At 42.6% G+C, this 18,658-nt stretch carries 17 protein-coding genes and 3 tRNA genes; 17 read left to right on the plus strand and 3 right to left on the minus strand.

The window, feature by feature from the left end; genetic code table 11:
* Together NT141_03650 and NT141_03655 are read left to right on the plus strand one after the other, a co-directional pair.
* The coding region (locus tag NT141_03650) for a hypothetical protein (GenBank protein ID MCX6784128.1) at positions 1–215 on the plus strand (215 nt) is incomplete at its 5' end.
* A 2-nt stretch (positions 216–217) separates the two neighbouring features.
* Entirely contained in the window at positions 218–652 is a 435-nt protein-coding gene (locus NT141_03655) for a hypothetical protein (GenBank protein ID MCX6784129.1), read from the plus strand.
* A gap of 25 nt (positions 653–677) precedes the next feature.
* Here the strand turns inward: NT141_03655 and NT141_03660 are convergent, their stop codons facing one another.
* The 3 genes from NT141_03660 to NT141_03670 all read right to left on the minus strand — a co-directional run bounded on the left by NT141_03660 (position 678) and on the right by NT141_03670 (position 1,884).
* A complete protein-coding gene (locus NT141_03660) occupies positions 678–1,319 on the minus strand; it encodes a GNAT family protein (protein ID MCX6784130.1) in 642 nt (213 codons plus the stop codon).
* Positions 1,320–1,615: 296 nt separating this feature from the next.
* Positions 1,616–1,699, minus strand: a tRNA-Leu gene (locus NT141_03665).
* Positions 1,700–1,809: 110 nt separating this feature from the next.
* Positions 1,810–1,884, minus strand: a tRNA-Lys gene (locus tag NT141_03670).
* A 125-nt stretch (positions 1,885–2,009) separates the two neighbouring features.
* Here NT141_03670 and NT141_03675 point away from each other — a divergent pair.
* The 15 genes from NT141_03675 to uvrA all read left to right on the plus strand — a co-directional run bounded on the left by NT141_03675 (position 2,010) and on the right by uvrA (position 18,657).
* Positions 2,010–2,086, plus strand: a tRNA-Glu gene (locus NT141_03675).
* A gap of 156 nt (positions 2,087–2,242) precedes the next feature.
* The gene (locus NT141_03680; protein ID MCX6784131.1) at positions 2,243–2,623 is read left to right on the plus strand and encodes a response regulator; all 381 of its coding nucleotides are present in this window, start codon (positions 2,243–2,245) and stop codon (positions 2,621–2,623) included.
* A 3-nt stretch (positions 2,624–2,626) separates the two neighbouring features.
* On the plus strand, positions 2,627–2,911 hold the full coding sequence (locus tag NT141_03685; protein ID MCX6784132.1) for a hypothetical protein: 285 nt from the start codon (positions 2,627–2,629) through the stop codon (positions 2,909–2,911).
* A gap of 3 nt (positions 2,912–2,914) precedes the next feature.
* Entirely contained in the window at positions 2,915–3,229 is a 315-nt protein-coding gene (locus NT141_03690; GenBank protein MCX6784133.1) for a hypothetical protein, read from the plus strand.
* Between the two features lie 16 nt (positions 3,230–3,245).
* Complete coding sequence (locus tag NT141_03695) at positions 3,246–4,925, plus strand: ATP-binding protein (GenBank protein ID MCX6784134.1); 1,680 nt, start codon at positions 3,246–3,248, stop codon at positions 4,923–4,925.
* 103 nt (positions 4,926–5,028) lie between these two features.
* Positions 5,029–6,408 carry a phosphomannomutase/phosphoglucomutase gene (locus tag NT141_03700; protein ID MCX6784135.1) on the plus strand — a complete coding sequence of 460 codons (1,380 nt, stop codon included), beginning with the start codon at positions 5,029–5,031 and terminating at the stop codon, positions 6,406–6,408.
* Positions 6,408–7,145, plus strand: a complete 738-nt coding sequence (locus tag NT141_03705; GenBank protein MCX6784136.1) for a class II fructose-bisphosphate aldolase — start codon at positions 6,408–6,410, stop codon at positions 7,143–7,145. The genes NT141_03700 and NT141_03705 overlap by 1 nt, the downstream gene beginning before the upstream one ends.
* Positions 7,132–9,411 carry a phosphoenolpyruvate synthase gene (ppsA, locus tag NT141_03710; protein ID MCX6784137.1) on the plus strand — a complete coding sequence of 760 codons (2,280 nt, stop codon included), beginning with the start codon at positions 7,132–7,134 and terminating at the stop codon, positions 9,409–9,411. The genes NT141_03705 and ppsA overlap by 14 nt, the downstream gene beginning before the upstream one ends.
* Positions 9,412–9,413: 2 nt before the next feature.
* Complete coding sequence (locus NT141_03715; GenBank protein MCX6784138.1) at positions 9,414–10,532, plus strand: hypothetical protein; 1,119 nt, start codon at positions 9,414–9,416, stop codon at positions 10,530–10,532.
* Positions 10,519–11,091 (plus strand): histidine phosphatase family protein, encoded by a 573-nt coding sequence (locus tag NT141_03720; GenBank protein MCX6784139.1) that lies wholly within the window; start codon positions 10,519–10,521, stop codon positions 11,089–11,091. The genes NT141_03715 and NT141_03720 overlap by 14 nt, the downstream gene beginning before the upstream one ends.
* 2 nt (positions 11,092–11,093) lie before the next feature.
* Positions 11,094–12,056, plus strand: a complete 963-nt coding sequence (locus NT141_03725; protein ID MCX6784140.1) for a carbohydrate kinase family protein — start codon at positions 11,094–11,096, stop codon at positions 12,054–12,056.
* 39 nt (positions 12,057–12,095) lie between these two features.
* The gene (gene lexA, locus NT141_03730; protein ID MCX6784141.1) at positions 12,096–12,710 is read left to right on the plus strand and encodes a transcriptional repressor LexA; all 615 of its coding nucleotides are present in this window, start codon (positions 12,096–12,098) and stop codon (positions 12,708–12,710) included.
* A gap of 116 nt (positions 12,711–12,826) precedes the next feature.
* Positions 12,827–14,908 carry an excinuclease ABC subunit UvrB gene (uvrB, locus tag NT141_03735; protein ID MCX6784142.1) on the plus strand — a complete coding sequence of 694 codons (2,082 nt, stop codon included), beginning with the start codon at positions 12,827–12,829 and terminating at the stop codon, positions 14,906–14,908.
* 81 nt (positions 14,909–14,989) lie between these two features.
* Entirely contained in the window at positions 14,990–15,247 is a 258-nt protein-coding gene (locus tag NT141_03740) for a hypothetical protein (protein ID MCX6784143.1), read from the plus strand.
* 524 nt (positions 15,248–15,771) lie between these two features.
* The gene (gene uvrA / locus NT141_03745; GenBank protein ID MCX6784144.1) at positions 15,772–18,657 is read left to right on the plus strand and encodes an excinuclease ABC subunit UvrA; all 2,886 of its coding nucleotides are present in this window, start codon (positions 15,772–15,774) and stop codon (positions 18,655–18,657) included.
* The last annotated feature ends 1 nt before the right edge of the window (position 18,658 follow it).

Here is an 18,658-nt window from a genome sequence, read left to right on the forward strand (position 1 = left end):
ATATGACCAATGTAGAATTGGTTCTGAATATGTTGGCTGAAACCGCTACGACCGAAATTTCTCAGAAACGAAAGCCTTCCTGTCTCCCTGAAAACAAAAAGGTGGCTCGTGAAGGCGGGTCAGTTGCCGGAAACGCCAGAAAAGAAATAGAGTCTAAAACTGGTAAAAAAGTAGTTACTTCTAAAAACGCCAGGAAATTAAAACTGGTAGGCTGAAGATGGATCATATTGCCATCATGAAAAAGGAGTGGGGGCTGCTTCCGAAGATACTATCCGGCGTTAAAACTGTGGAAGCGCGTTGGTACAAGTCTAAAATAGCACCGTGGGGCAAGATCAAAGCCGGTGATACTATATATTTTAAAGATTCTGGCGGCCCGGTTTCCGTTAAAGCTGCAGTTACAAATGTCACCCAATACGAAATTACAAGTAATCAACAAGCTCTAGAAATAATGAGTCAATATGCCATAGATGACCTAGGGACATCTGAAATTCCAGAATCAGTTAAAAACTATATAACCGAAAAAAAGTACGCCATTTTCGTCCGTTTTGACCGAGTTGAAAAGATCACTCCCTTTGAGGTTGATAAGACTGGGTTTGGTTTGCAGTGCGTTTGGATGCGTGTTGAGAACATAAAAAACCGCACTAATCTGTAAAGATTTCGTGCGGCTTTCTGTTTAGTTACTTAGCTTTTATAGCCTCCTCGTATTTTTGTAATGTCAATTTAGCTTTCTCAACTCCCTCGCGATACACATCCGGCAATCCTTCAGGGTACAGCACGTTTATCCAATTTGGATTGAGCCAACTCAGTTCCAATCGGTCCGCAAAAGCCCCATCGACACGCACCGTTCGTAAATGTCGACCAGTTACCATGTAACCGACCCTCTCGAGAGCTTTTCGTGACGGTATATTTGGCTCCTTAACTTCTGTTGCAATAGTAGCTCGGTTAAGGGTATAGGCAGCAAAGCCGGTCCTCAGGATATGCGCACCCGAGGCAATACCCTGGTGCCACAAATCAGTTCTGAAAATAATTATTCCCGATTTACAGCTTTGATAATGATTCACTTCGCCTAAGCTAGTAATACCAACTAACTCATCATTGTCATCTATAGTTATTGCCCAAATGTAGCTTGTTCTATCTATTCGGTTTCGCTCGAACCAATCCATTTCATCCGACTCGGTGAACCCGCCAATTTGCAAGGTAAAACGCTGTACGATTGGATTACTCATATAATCTGCCACGACACCCATTTCTGTTTTGCGACACGGTCGTAGTTGAATTAAGTGACTAGCGCCATGAATACTCAATTTTGGACCGAACATTTTCTTTCTCCCATCTTAATTTGATTTAATCGACCATCAAAGCGACTGAGGTTATATTCGACCCCAAAACGAAGTCCTTAAAAACACTAAAGCCTCCGTTTTGGAGGCTTATCTACTGCGGTTTAAATTGTAAATTGTTAAATTAGTAGATAAGCCATAAAGTAGGTAGAACCCATATCACCGCTCGTATGAGCGGCGACACAAGGATTAATATTAGTTTGTAATTCGAAACAATAACGGTTCATATAGTCCTGTAGTATACTTTAATAATCTATTTTGTCAACTTTAAGTTTATATGGTGCGCGGGAGAGGAATCGAACCTCCACACCTTGCGGCATACGCACCTCAAGCGTACGTGTATACCATTTCACCACCCGCGCGTGTTCTCTTATATAAATTTATACATCAAAGTATGACTACTTCGTAGTCATGTATTTACCGTGGCGATAAATATAGCGCGTCTGCCATTTCGCCACCTCGGCTTGCTGTTTGGTGACCTCGGTGAGATTCGAACTCACGACGACTTCCTTAAAAGGGAAGTGCTCTACCACTGAGCTACGAGGCCAAGTATGGCCATTCTATCGCCTTAACCTGATTTTAACAACTAGTATTAGGCCTGTTTTTGCGATAAAATGCCAATCGCGACCGATTAAATGATAAATGTTTAATGGTCAATGATCAATTCCACTTGACCCCATCGTCTAGTGGCCTAGGATATCTGGTTTTCATCCAGGAGATCGCGGGTTCGAATCCCGCTGGGGTCACCACGTAAAGATCCTGACGAGTGGCCATCACAAGTCTAGAGATTTACATTGTCACGTTTACCTTCTAGGCATTACGTGACAGTAAAGAAAGATCTAACGTGGCACAGCCATTAAGACTAAGCTGTTGCATTTTGGAAAATACGTGGCCATAATACTCGCATGGCTAAAGTCTTAATCGTTGAAGACGATTTAAATTTATATACCCTTTACCAAACTGAATTTGAGTTTTCCGGGCACGCTACCATTAATAATAACACTGGTGACGGTGTAAACGAGCTTATAAAGAAGGAACATCCCGACATTGTCCTCTTAGACATTATGCTTCCCAAAAAAGATGGTTTAACTATCTTATCTGAAATTAAAGCCGATCAAGAAATTAAGGACACTCCGGCGATAATGCTCACTAATTTTGGTAACGAAGAAAATGTTAAAAAAGCCATTGATACCGGAGCGGAAGATTTTATTTTAAAATTTAAATCAGTGCCGTCAGAAGTAGTTGCTAAAGTAGAAGAGATCATAAAGCGAAAGGCGGCTAAATAAGTTATGGGTGGACTTGACGATTATAAAAAAGTAATGAGTGAGATTATTCAGCGCCAAATGGTCATTTTGGGGCCGGATATTTCTTTACTTAAGGCGCGAAATGTTGAAGGATTAGCGGTAGGCAGTGATGGTTTTGTGACTAACGTTGGCGGCGATCCCTCGGAAACGCTACAAAAATTAATTGATGAGTACGTAGCCTTATCCGGTTTAATTGTTAAAAAAGCCATGGAGCCGTTACTTAAAAAATACCCTAATTTAGCGGTCGCGTCAGGTGTTTTAGCAAAGTAATTTATGCTAGGTAGATTAATTTTAACTTACAGCGGGCCGATGATAGGCAGTAGCATGCTTTACGTGGCTATTAATTTAGTTGTTTTTTTATTAACCTTGCTTTTGGTCCTGCGGATTGGGACTGGAAAAATTGCTCAGCCACTTTTAATCATTAGCTTTGGTTTTTTAGTTTCAGCGATTTTGCCTCTTATTTGGGGGAGTCAAGTTTTATGGGTGGTTCCAATTGTCCAAAGTATTTTTGGCCTTCTTGGTATGCTCATGTTCATGCAAATTTTAGGGGTTTTTGTGCTCCTCTCCGTAAAGCCAGAACAGAAGTGATGTTTTTCATTAATACATGCTGCCCGTTTTCGTAATCGCCTTTTTAATACTGCTCGTTATTATATTATTCGTAGTTTTCTTAATTTCTCAAAGAAAATATTATAATTTAGATCAAGCTGTAAAAATTCACAGTGTACAATTAAATCGTAAACTTTATGAAAATGCGATTCTCGCAGAGATCGGCGATCGGATTGGCTACTCTTTAAATGTTACTAAAATCGCGGAAATTATTACCGGTTCCCTTTCCAACCTAGTTCCATTTTCGACCACTTCTTACCTAATTATCGAAAGTGACCGATTGCTACTGCGCACTAACCTGCGGGAATCAGTTTCGGAAGCCTTTATTAAGGAGGTAAAGAAACGTATGTTGGCGTCCCTTATCGCTCTATCGGTTGTTGACTACACCAAATTTAAAGTTGACGAGGGGACTTTTGGTTCTTTAACCTCCGAAACCAATAAAAACAAGATTGGCTCTTTTTTTAACATTCCGTTAGTAATAAATGACAAGTTAACCGGAATTATAAATATTGCTTCTACCAATGTTGGTTTGTACCAAGAAGCGGATATTAATGTTTTATATAAAATTGCCGCTAAAGCCTCGGATGCCGTTTCTCGCTTACAAACAGTCATTGAAACGGAGAAAGGGAAGTTGGAAATGATGGTGGAAAGTTTGGCTGATGGTGTAATGATGCTTAATAATTTCACACGTTTAATGATTATTAACCCTGCCGCCAAAACATTTTTAGGGATTACTGCCGATACCGTCGATTTAATAGATGTAGTAACGATTATAGAAAGGTCCACCCCCTTGATGGCCCAAATTAAGGAGGTTACCGCGACTTTAAAAACAATTAAGGTTTCACAATTTCTTCTGAATGAGCGTTTTTTAGAATTAATTATTTCTCCGGTTTTAGACCAATCCGGTCTTTTAGGGATTGCCATTATAATCCGTGATCGGACTTCGGAACGGACTTTAGAGCGACTGCGTGATGATTTTACGGCGATGATGGTTCATGAGTTGCGAACCCCTTTGAGTGTTATGTATGGCACCAGCGACTTACTTTTAAAAAGAATTACGCAACTGAATCCTGCTAAAACTACAGAATTACTTGGTAATATTAAAGATTCCAGCCATTATCTTTTAGACATGGTTAATGATATTTTAGATGCGGCTAAAATTGAAGCCGGTAAATTTAAAGTCGTCCCAATATCCGGGGATTTAAGAACGATATTAGTTGATGAGACTCAATATTTTGAAAATGTAGCTTCTCAAAAAGGCTTAACGATCAAAATCGACGTTACCGATAATTTACCACCGGTACTTTTTGATAAATCTAGGATTATTCAGGTCCTAAATAATCTAATAAGTAACGCCGTTAAGTTTACAATAAAAGGATCAGTTACTTTGGGGGCTACTATTATCGTTGGCGAAAATATGGCTAAAATATCGGTGAGCGATACCGGGGTGGGGATAGATAAAGAGGCACAACTAAGGCTTTTTAATAAATTCGAGCAATTACGAAACACGGTCGACCCTAATTCTAAAGGAACCGGTCTCGGGCTTGTTATAGCCAAAGGAATTGTGGAAGCTCACGGCGGTAAGATTTGGTTGGAAAGTTTGGAGGGTCACGGCACAACGTTCTTTTTTACTCTGCCTTTGGCAGTAGATCAAGTATCGGCGTTAAAAAACAACTAAATTAAGACTATTGAGACCATTACGACCATTAAGATTATTTATCGCTCTTCGAAACCGCTAAATGATCTTAATAGCATTAATAGACTTAATCGGTCAATAGCGTATGAACCCTTTTATTTTTAGAAAAGATGATATTCGCGGAATTGTTGGTAGTGATTGGTCCTACAATGACGCCTTAGAGATTGGCAAAGCTTGGGGAACCTGGCTGCGGAAACACAATGTTAAGCAGTGTCTTTTAGGTCGAGATAATCGATTAACCAGTGAAAAAATTGCTCAAAATATAGCTTCCGGTATGGTCGAAACGGGAATTGACGTTGTCGATTTTGGTTTAGCCACTACCCCAATGATTTACTGGTCGCGTTACCGATTTGGTTTTGGAAAAGTAGGAAGTGTGGAAATAACCGGCTCTCATAATCCGCCGGAGTATAACGGTTTGAAGCCTTGTTTTAACGATGCTACGACTATTACTGGTGATGATATTCAAGAATTACGTCGCACGCTTGATAAGCGTTCTTATATTGTTGGCGAGGGCAGTCTTAAAAAAGCGGATATCTCCTTGGAATATCTGGCAGACATAAAAGCCAGTTTGCTTAAAGTTGATTTAAAGCCGATTAGAAAGCTAAAGGTTGTCATGGACAGCGGGAACGCTCTTGGTGGTTACTTCGCGGCGCCGCTGTATCGAGATTTGGGACACGAAGTCATTGAAATTCACAGTCGACTGGACGGCACTTTTCCGAATCACATTCCCGATCCTTCAGTTGGTTTTAATCTTATGGAACTGCTAGAGAAAGTACGGACTAATAAGGCCGATATTGGAATTTCTTATGATGGCGATGTGGATCGCCTTAATGTAATCGATGAAACCGGTTACGTGGTGTGGGCTGACGGAATATTGGCTTTGTTGTCACGTTACTTTTTAAAATTATCTAAAAACGAGCCCATACTCTATAACACTCAATGTTCGCCGGGACTGGAAGAAGATATTATCGCGAACGGTGGTAAACCGGTCTGTGTACCAACGGGTCACGCCATTGTGTCGGACTATTTAAAGCGCTATCAAGGGAAGTTGGCCGGTGAATATAAAGGTCATATCTACATTGCTGATCATTATTACGGTTTTGATGATGCCATTTATGCCGGAGCCCGGGTACTTCAGCTTCTCGCGGCTTCAGATCTCCCTTTGTCGAAGTTGCTTGGCGGTGTTCCCTTTTACAAAGCCACCGGTGAAATCGCGATTCCCACCTCCGATGAGCAGAAATTTGTAACTATGAAAAAATTGGCCGAGTTTTTTAAAGATAAATATTTCGTGGCTGATTACGAAGGTGATTTACGGATAAAATTTGGAGCGGATTTGACCGATACCTGGGGGATGATTCGCAAAAGCGATACCATGCCAAAACTTGAGGTTTACGTATGGAGTAAAACCGATGAGAATTTAACCGCGGCTCGCGATATTATGGTAGAACAGGTTAATAAGTATTAATGATTACTTCAACTAAACATCTATTAACTAAACGCATGGCAGTGGCCGCTTTTAATTTTGGCACTTTAGATATTGCTCAGTCTATTTTGGCCGGAGCAACGAGTCTTGCGGAGCCTTTCATCTTTGAGCTAAACGCTAAAGAAGCCGATTTTATAGGGATTGGAACGGCCTTTGTCATTGCGGAATCATTCTCTAAAAACAGTTTAGTCGATTTCTCGTTGCATCTTGATCATTGTTCCGACGTCGATACGGTCTTAAAAGCGGCGGCGGCCGGTTTTACCTCCGGGCTAATCGATATCTCAGAAATGCAGGTCGAAACAGGTTTTAGGTTGGTAGCAAAACTTAAAGAAAAATTACCTAAAGATTTTTTGCTGGAGGTAACCGTAAGTAGTCCCAGTCAGGCCTTACATCTAGATGAACTGGGGGCGAATCTTTTGGCGGTTGAGAAAGATAATTTTTGCGATTTGTCACTTCTTAAGTCAGTTCGAAGGATCACCAATTTACCTTTAGTAATGCATGGCGGATCCAGTCGGTCTATGAATGAAATTCAAGAGGCTATTCGTTTAGGGGTAGTTAAAATAAACATGAATACCTGCCTTCGTAAAGCTTGGCGAGAGGGTTTGGAAAGTACTTTTAAAGAGAATTCAGACATGTTACAGTCTTATGAGTTATTGAAGAAGTCTAAAGAACTAGTTAAGCAGGTAGTTATAGAAAAGATACGATATGTCTGCCCATAAGTATAAATACATAAAATGGTTTTCGGAGCTCCATCGCACCGACACCGATATTGCCGGTGGTAAGGGAGCCAATCTGGGGGAATTGGTGAACGCCGGCATTCCGGTACTACCTGGTTTTGTAGTGACAGTTAACGCCTACTTTGACTTTTTAGATAAAACTTCGCTTAAACAAAAAATAAAAACTGAACTCAAAGATTTAGACTACGAAGATTCTAAGGCTTTACAGAGCGCTTCAGCCCGGATTCGGAAAGCCTTTTTAGCCTCAGAGCTGCCGGAAGATATTAAGACGGATGTTACAGCAGCTTATCGGGAACTCTGTGGCAATCATGATCAGCAAGTGGCCGTTCGGTCCTCGGCGACGGCTGAAGATCTGCCGGATGCTTCATTTGCCGGGCAGCAGGAAACTTTTTTAAATACTCAAGGAGAAAAGCAAGTTCTAGAAAATTTACTACGTTGTTACGCCTCACTTTTTGAAGCCCGGGCTATTTATTATCGTAACACCGAAAAATACGATCATTTTAAAGTTGGTCTCGCCTCGCCGATTCAAATCATGGGCAAGTTTGAAGTGGCGGGAATCATGTTTACTGCCAATCCACTTACTTCCGATGAATCCCAAATTGACATTGAAGCGGCTTATGGGCTGGCGGAGCCGGTTGTACTAGGGGAACTAACTCCCGATCAATATTTGATTAAAAAAGCCCCTTTAAAAATAATTGATAAAAAAATAATTCGTCAGGAGTGGCAACGGGCCTACTCAGGGCGTCTTAAAGTTTCTAAAGATTACCAAAAACGTCAGAAATTACCGGATGCCAAGATTTTAGAGCTGGCGGCAATAGGTCTGCTGATTAACGAGCATTACGGGCATCCGCAGGACACAGAATGGGGCATGCAGTCTGGAAAGTTATTTTTAGTGCAGTCTCGTCCCATCACCACTTTACTAAAAACCAAAGATGCCCTTGATAATCCCGAAAAGATTGACGATAGCGCAGTGGTTATTTTAACCGGGTCAGCTGCCAGTCCGGGAGTGGGTTCCGGGAAAGTGCGAATTCTTAAAAATGCCAGCGAAATTAATAAGCTAAAAGATGGCGAGGTACTGGTAACAAAAATGACTGATCCGGATTACGTTCCGGCCATGAAACGAGCTTCAGCGATTGTTACCGACGAAGGTGGCCGCACTTCACATGCGGCGATTGTCTCTCGAGAACTCGGAGTTCCTTGTGTTGTTGGAACTAATGAAGCCACTAAAATGCTACGGACGGGCGAGGAAATTACCGTTGATGGCGCTTCCGGAAAAATTTATCAGGGAATTTATCAAATCAAAGAGAGTATTAATTTAAGTCGCTATGATGATCCGACTAATATTAAGACGGCTACTAAGGTCTATGTCGACCTGTCAGTTCCGGAACTGGCTGCCGAAGTCTCTCAGCGTTACGTCGACGGAGTGGGTTTAATGAGGGCTGAATTTATTATTGCTCAAGTAATTGGAGAGCATCCCAAAGCGATGTTGTCGGCCGGTCGCGGTCGCGAGTTCACTGATAAGCTGGCCACAGGGATTGAAACTTTTGCCAAAGCCTTTAATCCCCGTCAGATCGTTTATCGCGCGACAGACTTCAAAACAAACGAGTACAGGAGTCTCAAAGGCGGCGCCAAATACGAACAAGAAGAACAAAATCCGTTGATGGGCTATCGTGGGGTGAGTCGCTACATCGCCGATTCTGCTGTCTTCGAGCTGGAACTTAAGGCTCTCGATAAAGTCCGTAACAAAATGGGTTATAAAAACGTCCATTTAATGTTGCCGTTTGTGCGAACGGTAAAAGAGTTGCAAGAGGTTAAAAAGATCGTTTCGGCCTTTGGTTTGCATCGCAGTGCTAATTTTAAATTGTGGATTATGGTGGAAGTGCCGTCAGCCGTAGTGATGCTAGATGAAATGCTGGATTGCGGAGTGGATGGCGTGTCGGTCGGGACCAATGATTTAACAATGCTAATGCTGGGTTGTGATCGAGATAATGACAAAGTGGCTAATATTTACGACGAGCGACATCCGGCGGTAATGTGGGCCTTGGAAAAAATCGTTAAAACCTGTGCTAAGCACGGGGTGACCAGTAGCATTTGCGGTCAAGCACCCTCTGACTATCCCGAAATCACTCGGAAGTTAGTGGAATGGGGAATCACTTCAGTTTCTATTAACGTCGACGTCATCGAGAAGACTAGGCAGATTGTGCATGACGCCGAGTTAGATTTGGCCCATAAGCGTTCGCGTAAATGAATATGAAAATTACAGATATTTCGGCCAGAAAAATACTCGCTTCTAAAGGCGACTGGACAATTGAGACGACTCTCGTCCTTGAGGATGGGTCATACGGGATTGCTTCGGTGCCGGCGGGAATTTCTACCGGTAAAGCGGAGGCGAAGACGTTAGAAGTGGGCGATTCGGTCATTCTCACCAATGATTCCTTGTCGAAGGAGTTAATAGACAAGGATTTTGCGACACTTAAAGATTTCGATTCAGCTTTAATTGCGCTTGACGGGACGCCGGATAAATCAAAACTCGGTGGTAACACAACACTGTCATTGTCCCTAGCTTTTGCCAAGGCGTCGGCGATGTTTAAAGATGAGTCACCTCTTTATATTTATTTAAGTGATATTATTGGGTCAAAATATTTGAAAATTCCAGAATTGCTAGTCTTGATGTTTGAAGGTGGGATGCACGCTCGTAGTTTGTTGTCGATTCAAGAGTTTATGGTCCATTGTAAAACAGTTGAGGATGGTCTTAAGTCGTATCAAAGGGTCAACGACGCCATGAATACTCGTAATTTGCCAACGACCGTTGGGTTTGAAGGGGCTTTTTCACCGCCAAATTTTACCAATGAAAATGCTTTAGATTTATTGTCGAGCTTATTCGGTCCCGGATCAATCAGTCTTGATGTGGCCGATTCTTACACCAATGGCGCGCCGCTTGATTTTGAAGATATTATTTCTAAATACGCGCCACTATCGATTGAGGATCCGTTTGATGAAGAGGCTTGGGATTCCTGGGAAGTTTTTAATAAAAATAATTCTTCAAAAACACTCGTTGTTGCTGATGACCTGGTCGTCACTAATAAAATTAGACTTCAGAAGGTAATCGAAAAGCATGCGGCCGGGGCAGTGGTCGTGAAAGCTAATCAAATCGGGACACTGAGCGAGACTCTAGAATTTGTTCAACTGGCTCGTCAAGCGAAACTTAAAATTATCGTCTCCCATCGCGGCGAAGAAACGACTGATGATTGGCTGGCGGATTTAGCGGTCGCGGTCGGCGCTGATTATGTTAAGTTTGGTGGGTTTGCCAGAGGAGAACGAATATCTAAATATAACCGACTCCTCCAAATTATTGATGACTTACGGTAGCGTTTATTTATTCCGTCATTCTGAATCAGAGGATAATCGCCAGCATTTGTTTAGCGGTTGGCGGGATCCTGATTTATCACAAAAAGGCGTCATTGATGCTGAAGAACTAGCAGAATTGCTTAAAGATAAGGTATTCATGAGTGTCTATACTTCCGATTTGAAGCGTAATTTAAGGACTGTAACGGAAGTTTTAAAATATCATCCCAACGTAGCCATAACTCAAGACAAACGACTTCGGGAGCGCAGTTACGGCGACCTTCAGGGAACGCCTCATTTAGATTTAATGCGTCAAGATTTAGCTTTATATTTAACTTATCATCGCTCCTACAACACACCGCCGCCGAATGGGGAAAGTATTGCTATGGTGGAAGAGCGGGTGTTGCCGTTTTGTAACGAATTAGCTGACCACGTCAAAAAATCCAGTCAAAACGTCGCTGTTTGCGCCGGGAACAATTCAATGCGTGTGATTCGGCGTTTTTTTGAAGGTTTTACAATTGAGGAGATGTTAAAAATTGATAATCCTTACGATAATTATTTTACCTACGAAGTAAAGGATTAATTATGTATGAAGTAATTACAATTGGCGGCGCCACTCAAGACATCTTTTTTATCGACGAAGACTTTCCGGTCAAAAATGACGCTTTAAGTATTGAGTGGGGCGAAAAATTCCTCGTTCGCAAATGCTTGATTACTTTTGGTGGGGGAGCAGCTAACTGCGCAGTAGGTCTTTCACGTTTAGGAATCAAGACCGCCTTTTGGGGGCAAATCGGTGACGATTTACCGGGGGCGGAAATTGCTAAAAACTTTAAGCAGGAAAAAGTGAGCTTGCAATTTTTAGAGATTACGGGGAAGGTGCATTCATCTGTATCGTCAATACTGGTGGGGCAGGGTGGGGAACACGCGATAATTATGTACCGTGGGACTAACGATGACTTGGAAATTGAGGCCGAAGCGTTATCAATTGAACTCACAAATACTAAATTCTTTTATTTGGCTGATGCGGGCAGTACTAGTGAAGCTTTAACTACTGAGGTTCTCAAACTTGTTAAATTTCATAATGTGCGTTTGGCTTTTGTGCCCGGTCAAAACCAATTAAAACTGGGAATTAATAAATTGGCGCCAATTTTGCAAGAAACTGACCTCTTCGTTCTCAATGTTTACGAGGCCTACGAACTTCTCGATCTTAAATATCAAAAAACAGAACTTAATACCTGCGCTACCATTGAAGAAGACGTTAAAAAAGCCTTGAAAAAGTTTTACGATTTAGGAGCTAAGAAAGTTATTATCACTCGCGATGTTTGCGGTTCTCAGGCTTATGACGGTAAAACTTTTTATAGCGAACCAAGTCCTGCGATCCTAGAATACATCGACACTACCGGTGCCGGCGATGCCTTTGCGACAGGCGCTTTGGCAGCTTTACTTCGCGGTCATGGCCTAGCTACCGCTCTGAAGTGGGGGAATTTGGAGTCGGCTTCTGTCATCGGCGTCTACGGCGCGCAGCCCGGTTTGCTGTCGAATATTTAACCCCTTGACAACTTCGTATAATATTCGTATATTATACCAATGCCACCAACTACTTACCGCCGCCAAAAAGAAGTTCTCGATTTTGTCTCTCAGTATATTCAGAAATACGGCAGCTCCCCAACTTTACAGGAAATTGCTTCCGCATTAGGCTTAAGTTCTCTAGCCACCGTTCATCAGCATTTAGAAGCTCTGGAGAAAAAAGGTCTAATTAAAAAATTTGATGGTAATATTAGAGGATTTGAAGTGATTAACGAAGTGATTACGCCAGCTTTAGAGGGTGTGGAAGTTCCAATCATTGGCTATATCGCCGCCGGGAAGCCGATTGAGGCTATTGAAAGTCCCCTAGACACGATTCGAATTTCGGCCAGCATGCTGTCCGGTAAAAAGCGGGCCTTTGTTCTTCAAGTTCGCGGCGAAAGTATGATTAACGATGGCATTCTCGATGGCGACTTCGTAGTTTGCGAACAACAACAAACGGCTAATAATGGCGACATAGTGGTGGCTCTTATTAACGGCGCTACGGCCACTTTAAAGCGCTATTACAAGGAAAAAGATCGAATTAGACTTCAACCGGCTAATGATACGATGAAACCGATTTATGTTAAGAATGTTAAGATTCAGGGTAAGGTGGTGGGTGTAATTAGGCGTTACTAACCAATCTGTCATTCCGGGCTTGACCCGGAATCCAGAAAATCTAACATAAATTTTTAATTAACAATTTAATCTGTTACTGGATTCCGGCTCCGGGGCCGGAATGACGTGTTTTATTTATGGAATTCAAGCTTACCTCATCTTACAAGCCTGCCGGAGATCAGCCTCAGGCTATTAAGTCGCTATTAAGTAACTACAAAGCCGGACTTTCGGATCAGGTCTTACTTGGTGTTACCGGTAGTGGCAAGACTTTCACGGTGGCTAACGTTATCCAAGAAATTAAAAAGCCCACTTTAATTATTTCGCACAACAAAACTTTAGCGGCCCAGCTGTATCAAGAATTTAAGGAGTTTTTTCCTAAAAATGCCGTGGAGTACTTTGTTAGTTACTACGATTACTATCAACCGGAATCTTACCTCCCGGCTACTGACACTTACATCGAAAAAGATGCCGATATTAATGATGAAATTGATCGACTTCGTTTGCGAGCCACGGCGGCCTTAATGACGCGTTCGGACGTGATCATAGTGGCTTCCGTGTCAGCGATATATTCACTAGGTGATCCCGAAGAATATAGCCAGGCAATTTTAGAATTGAAAGTCGGATCAGCCACAACTTTACGTGCCCATGTTCTAAGTCGATTAATAGAAATGCATTATAATCGCAACGATTTTGAATCTAAAAGAGCGACTTTTCGCGTTAAAGGTGAAAACATTGAAGTTTGGCCGGCTTACGAAGATTACATTTTACGTTTGGAATATTTAGGGGAATCTTTATCTCGCATTTCCAAGCTTAATCCCATTACTTTTGGGCAAATAGAACCTTTAAGTGAATTTGTACTTTATCCGGCCCGTCACTATGTAGCCGATCCGGAGACTTTTGATGAGGCTCTGGCGGCAATTCAAGTGGATTTGGAGAAGCAACTTAAGTCGCTGGAAGGTCAAGGCAAGAAGCTTGAGGCTTATCGTTTAAAGCAACGCACTAAGTATGACTTGGAAATGCTTAAAGAAGTCGGGTTTGTAAATGGTATTGAAAATTATTCGCGTTATTTTGACGGTCGGGCGCCCGGTTCGCCACCTTATACTTTACTTGATTTTTTTGCCCATCGTTTTGGTAAGGCTAGCTCTAAGGATTGGCTCCTAGTCGTCGACGAGTCCCACATTTCGATTCCCCAAATTCGGGGGATGTATAAAGGGGACCGCAGTCGCAAACAAACTTTGATCGACTTTGGTTTTCGGCTGCCATCGGCTTTGGATAATCGTCCTTTAGACTTTCCAGAGTTTGAAACTCGCATGCCACAAACTATTTATATGAGCGCAACGCCTAGTCCTTGGGAATTAACCAGGGCGACAGTGGCAGCCAGTGATTTGTCATCGCTGAGCGGTCAGAAAGCAACTTTGACTCCAATTGTAGAGCAATTAATTCGTCCAACTGGCTTAATTGACCCCCAAATTACAGTTTTACCATCGAAAGACCAGATTAATGATTTACGATGTCGCATTGAGGAAAGAATAAAAAATGGCCAGCGGGTCCTGGTTACAACTTTAACTAAAAGAATGGCCGAAGAATTATCTGATTATTTAAAGAATTTAAATATTAAAGTCACTTACCTGCATTCTGATATTCAAACTCTAGAGCGCAGCACCATTTTAGATGATTTACGACGTGGTAATTATGATGTCCTAGTTGGTATCAATTTGCTACGGGAAGGCTTAGATCTTCCAGAAGTGTCACTGGTCGCCATTCTTGACGCCGATAAGGAAGGTTTTTTGCGGAGTGAATCGGCTTTAATTCAAGTGATGGGTCGGGCGGCTCGGCATTTACAAGGCGAAGTGGTCATGTACGCCGATAAAATTACTGATTCCATGCGACGAGCTATAGATGAGGTTGATAGACGACGGTCGATACAACTGTCCTATAATCAAGAACATAATATTACACCGGTGGGCATTACCAAGTCGATTCGCGATAAAATGGTGGAGTTTACGGCGGCCGAAATTGCCGAAAAATCTCACCCCACTGTATACAGTAAAAAAGGCGGCAAAGCTTCTTTAATCGACCTGGCTGATGTTCCGCCGTCTGAACGGAAGAAGTTTATTAAAGAGCTGGAACTAAAAATGCAAACGGCTGCCGAAGAGCTCAACTTTGAACTTGCCGCCCAAATTAGGGACGAGCTACTTGACATAAAGAAGAACCTCTAGTTATAATGCCCACAATATTCTAATCACAGGCAAGCGTTAATTAGACTTGCCGTTGTTATTATTACTACATCGGAGGCTCTCGTGGGTGGTCAAGCTCGTCATCCAGTGATCGCACAGAGAAGTTCTGGTTTCGTTCATAGTTCAGCGCAGGCATTTACAACCGCCTGGAACTACGTTCAAGATAAGCATCCTTGGGTTCCAACGGGGATGCTGCATCAAGGTGTTCCGTCGAAAGACCTGAATGCAAAAGCACTTAAAGCTTGGAACAGCCTTCCTAAAGACCAACAATGTGGTCAAGGGTTGGCGAAAAAGCTTAAGGGCAACTATCATATCAGTTAGTTGGTTAAACAGCCTGTTGGCAAGGGAAGGCTGTAATCTCAAATGTTCGCGAAAGATTCGACAAAGTTTTCAGGAGAGATACATCATGGGTTCCGCAAATAATTCAGGCAAAGTAGTAGCAAGTGTCAGATCGAGTTCTGTGGCGACCAAAGTAAATCCAATGGCTTCGCCAAACTCTCAGAATGAATGTCCGCCCGAGGGCAGCATTTGTCCGAGTTGTGGAAAGGGTACTGTGCATTACGGTCGTTTTTCTCGTCGGCGTGTTTGCACACACTCCCAATGCGTCGTGAACTCGTACAGTATCTATCATTGCTAGTTAGCTTTGCGTAGGTTTGGCGGTGGAATTTTTCTCTACAGAGAGTTAAGTTTCACCGCCCTTTCATTTTTTTAATTTGAAATTTACAATTTAAAATTGAAAATTATACCTTTGTTACTTGATTCCAGGTCTTGTCCCGGAATGACGTATCTGAGTGTGACCCTTTATAAATGCTTCAAAATATAGTAGAATACCAGATCGTCATCTTATGGAAGAACTCATTATTCGCGGCGCCAGAGAGCATAATTTAAAAAACGTCGATTTAACTATTCCCAAAAATAAATTAATAGTCTTTACCGGCGTTTCCGGCAGTGGTAAGTCCTCTTTGGCCATGGATACTATCTATGCTGAGGGGCAGCGCCGTTACGTAGAATCTTTGTCTTCCTACGCCCGCCAATTCTTAGGCGTCATGGATAAGCCCGATGTCGACCTTATCGAAGGACTTAGCCCCGCAATTGCGATTGATCAAAAGTCGGCTTCTCATAACCCTCGTTCCACCGTTGGCACTATCACCGAAGTCTACGATTATCTTCGTCTTTTATACGCTCGCGTAGGCCATCCCCATTGCCCCAATTGCGGTCGAGAAATTTCTCGGCAAACCATCGATCAAATTAGCGATGGTATCCTCGCTTTAGGGCCGGGGCGCTACATGATCATCTCCCCAATCGTAAAAGACCGCAAAGGCGAATATACGCATCTTTTTGAGAATCTGCGAAAGCAGGGGTTTGGCCGGGCCAGGGTTGATGGGCAAGTGATAAGTTTGGATAGCGATTTTGATCTTATCAAAACAAACAAACACACTATTGAAGCCGTAATTGATCGTTTAGTGCTGGAAAAGAAAGTCTCTAAAGATACTATTACTCGAATTCGCCAGTCGGTAGAAACGGCTTTAAAGTTGGCTGATGGCGTGGCCATTGTTTCTCAAGTAACCGATAAAGCCTTTGAATTTCCGGAATCCCCGAAAAAGATGGAGGATCATCTATTTTCGGAGCGTTTTGCTTGTCCATTTTGCAATATTTCGCTGCCGGAACTGGAGCCCCGCAGTTTCTCTTTTAACTCACCGCATGGTGCCTGTCCTAAATGTCAGGGCCTAGGAACAGAACTTAAAATTAATCCGGCCATTATTTACAACCCCGATTTAAGCGTTCGTGAAGGCGGCATTTTTCCGTGGGCTAATGTAATGGAACATGAAACTTGGAGCGGCAGACTCCTCGAAACAGTGGCCAAAACTAATAATATTGACTTAAGTGTTCCGATTAGCCAGCTTTCGGATAGCCAACTACACTTAATCCTCTACGGCACCGGAAAAACAGCTTATGCCGTGAACGGTAAAAATCGATTTGGTAAAGAACGCACTTACGACACTACTTTTGAAGGCATTATTCCCAATTTAGAGCGCCGTTATAAAGAAACCGATTCCGATTATATTCGTCGGGAAATCGAGCGCTACATGGTTAAAGAGCTTTGTCCTTTATGTAAAGGGGTGCGGCTTAAAAAAGAAGTGCTGGGAGTGACTATTTTAGATTTAAATATTGCCGAGGCTAGCAATTTAACCATTAAAAAGTTTTTAGATTGGTCGGCTGATTTTAAAACTTTAAATAGTCGCGAACAAGAGATCGGGAAGGCGATTATTAAAGAAATAGATGCCCGCTTAAATTTTCTTCTCGATGTTGGACTTGATTATTTAACCATTGACCGGGCCGCCAATACCCTCGCCGGAGGGGAAGCCCAGCGAATTAGGTTGGCTTCGCAAATTGGCTCCGGACTTTCCGGGGTTCTTTACGTCCTTGATGAGCCGTCAATTGGCCTTCATCAGCGTGATCAGGATCGACTTATTCAAACTCTCAAGCGCCTGCGGGACCTTGGAAACACGGTCATTGTCGTCGAACATGACGAGCAGACGATGCTTGAGTCCGATTACATTGTTGATTTTGGGCCAGGGGCTGGGGAGCACGGTGGCGAAATTTTGGCTCAAGGTACCCCAGACGAAATTAAGGCCAACAAAAAATCGATTACCGGGGCTTATCTTTCCGGCCGTCGTCAAATTACCGTTCCCAATTTCAATCAAGAAGAAATTGACGTAAAAGTTAAGCCGTCATCTCGCGAGTTAGTCCTCATGAATGCCAGTCATAACAACCTAAAAAACGTGACTATTAAAATTCCCTTGGCCAAATTGGTCTGCGTCACTGGTGTCTCAGGATCGGGAAAATCATCCTTGATTAATGAAACGCTATTGCGCCAACTGCGCCAAGAATTTAATCTTAAAAATGAGGAAAAACCTGGCGCTAACGATGGCATTACAGGCCTGGAGTACATTGATAAGGTGGTTGACATTGACCAGTCCCCAATCGGTCGAACGCCCCGCAGCAACCCTGCCACTTATACTAAAGCTTTTGATGAAATTAGAGAATTATTCGCGTCAACCCGAGAATCTCAATTACGCGGTTACAAATCAGGCCGTTTTAGTTTTAATGTTAAAGGTGGTCGTTGCGAAGCCTGCAAGGGTGACGGCCAAATTAAAATTGAAATGCAATTTATGCCGGATATTTATATTGATTGTGAAGTATGTGATGGTAGGCGTTACAATCACGAAGCCTTGGAAATTGAGTATAAAGGCAAAAATATCTCCCAAGTTTTAGATATGACGATTGATGAAGCGGCGATATTTTTTACCAACCATCCCGGTATAAAAAATAAACTGGATACTTTGCAGGACGTGGGTTTGGGCTACGTGCATTTAGGTCAGCCCGCACCAACTTTATCTGGCGGAGAGGCCCAAAGGATTAAACTGGCATCTGAGCTTTCGCGTCGCCAAACCGGCAAAACCCTGTATATTTTGGATGAGCCCACCACCGGCCTCCATTTTGCTGATTTAGAGCGTTTAATCGCCATTTTTAAGCGACTGGTTTCTTACGGCAATTCTGTCATTGTTATTGAACATAATTTAGACGTAATTCGTTTTGCCGATCACATTATCGATTTGGGTCCGGAGGGTGGAGTGGGTGGTGGTCGGGTCATTGTCACTGGTACAGTTGCCGAAGTGGTGGCTTGCCAGGAAAGTTGGACTGGAAAATATCTAAAAGCGAAGTTATAAA

The sequence above is a fragment of the candidate division WWE3 bacterium genome (genome assembly GCA_026396615.1).
Classification (GTDB): domain Bacteria; phylum Patescibacteriota; class WWE3; order JAPLWK01; family JAPLWK01; genus JAPLWK01.

Bases quoted from the DNA above. Each gene is read 5' to 3' on its own strand.
- lexA (MCX6784141.1), top strand. From the start codon at position 12,096: ATGCCACCAACTACTTACCGCCGCCAAAAAGAAGTTCTCGATTTTGTC.
- NT141_03685 (MCX6784132.1), top strand. From the start codon at position 2,627: ATGGGTGGACTTGACGATTATAAAAAAGTAATGAGTGAGATTATTCAG.
- NT141_03725 (MCX6784140.1), top strand. From the start codon at position 11,094: ATGTATGAAGTAATTACAATTGGCGGCGCCACTCAAGACATCTTTTTT.
- uvrB (MCX6784142.1), top strand. From the start codon at position 12,827: ATGGAATTCAAGCTTACCTCATCTTACAAGCCTGCCGGAGATCAGCCT.
- NT141_03720 (MCX6784139.1), top strand. From the start codon at position 10,519: ATGACTTACGGTAGCGTTTATTTATTCCGTCATTCTGAATCAGAGGAT.
- NT141_03690 (MCX6784133.1), top strand. From the start codon at position 2,915: ATGCTAGGTAGATTAATTTTAACTTACAGCGGGCCGATGATAGGCAGT.
- uvrA (MCX6784144.1), top strand. From the start codon at position 15,772: ATGGAAGAACTCATTATTCGCGGCGCCAGAGAGCATAATTTAAAAAAC.
- NT141_03715 (MCX6784138.1), top strand. From the start codon at position 9,414: ATGAAAATTACAGATATTTCGGCCAGAAAAATACTCGCTTCTAAAGGC.
- NT141_03660 (MCX6784130.1), bottom strand. From the start codon at position 1,319: ATGTTCGGTCCAAAATTGAGTATTCATGGCGCTAGTCACTTAATTCAA.
- NT141_03655 (MCX6784129.1), top strand. From the start codon at position 218: ATGGATCATATTGCCATCATGAAAAAGGAGTGGGGGCTGCTTCCGAAG.
- NT141_03705 (MCX6784136.1), top strand. From the start codon at position 6,408: ATGATTACTTCAACTAAACATCTATTAACTAAACGCATGGCAGTGGCC.
- NT141_03700 (MCX6784135.1), top strand. From the start codon at position 5,029: ATGAACCCTTTTATTTTTAGAAAAGATGATATTCGCGGAATTGTTGGT.
- NT141_03695 (MCX6784134.1), top strand. From the start codon at position 3,246: ATGCTGCCCGTTTTCGTAATCGCCTTTTTAATACTGCTCGTTATTATA.
- NT141_03680 (MCX6784131.1), top strand. From the start codon at position 2,243: ATGGCTAAAGTCTTAATCGTTGAAGACGATTTAAATTTATATACCCTT.
- ppsA (MCX6784137.1), top strand. From the start codon at position 7,132: ATGTCTGCCCATAAGTATAAATACATAAAATGGTTTTCGGAGCTCCAT.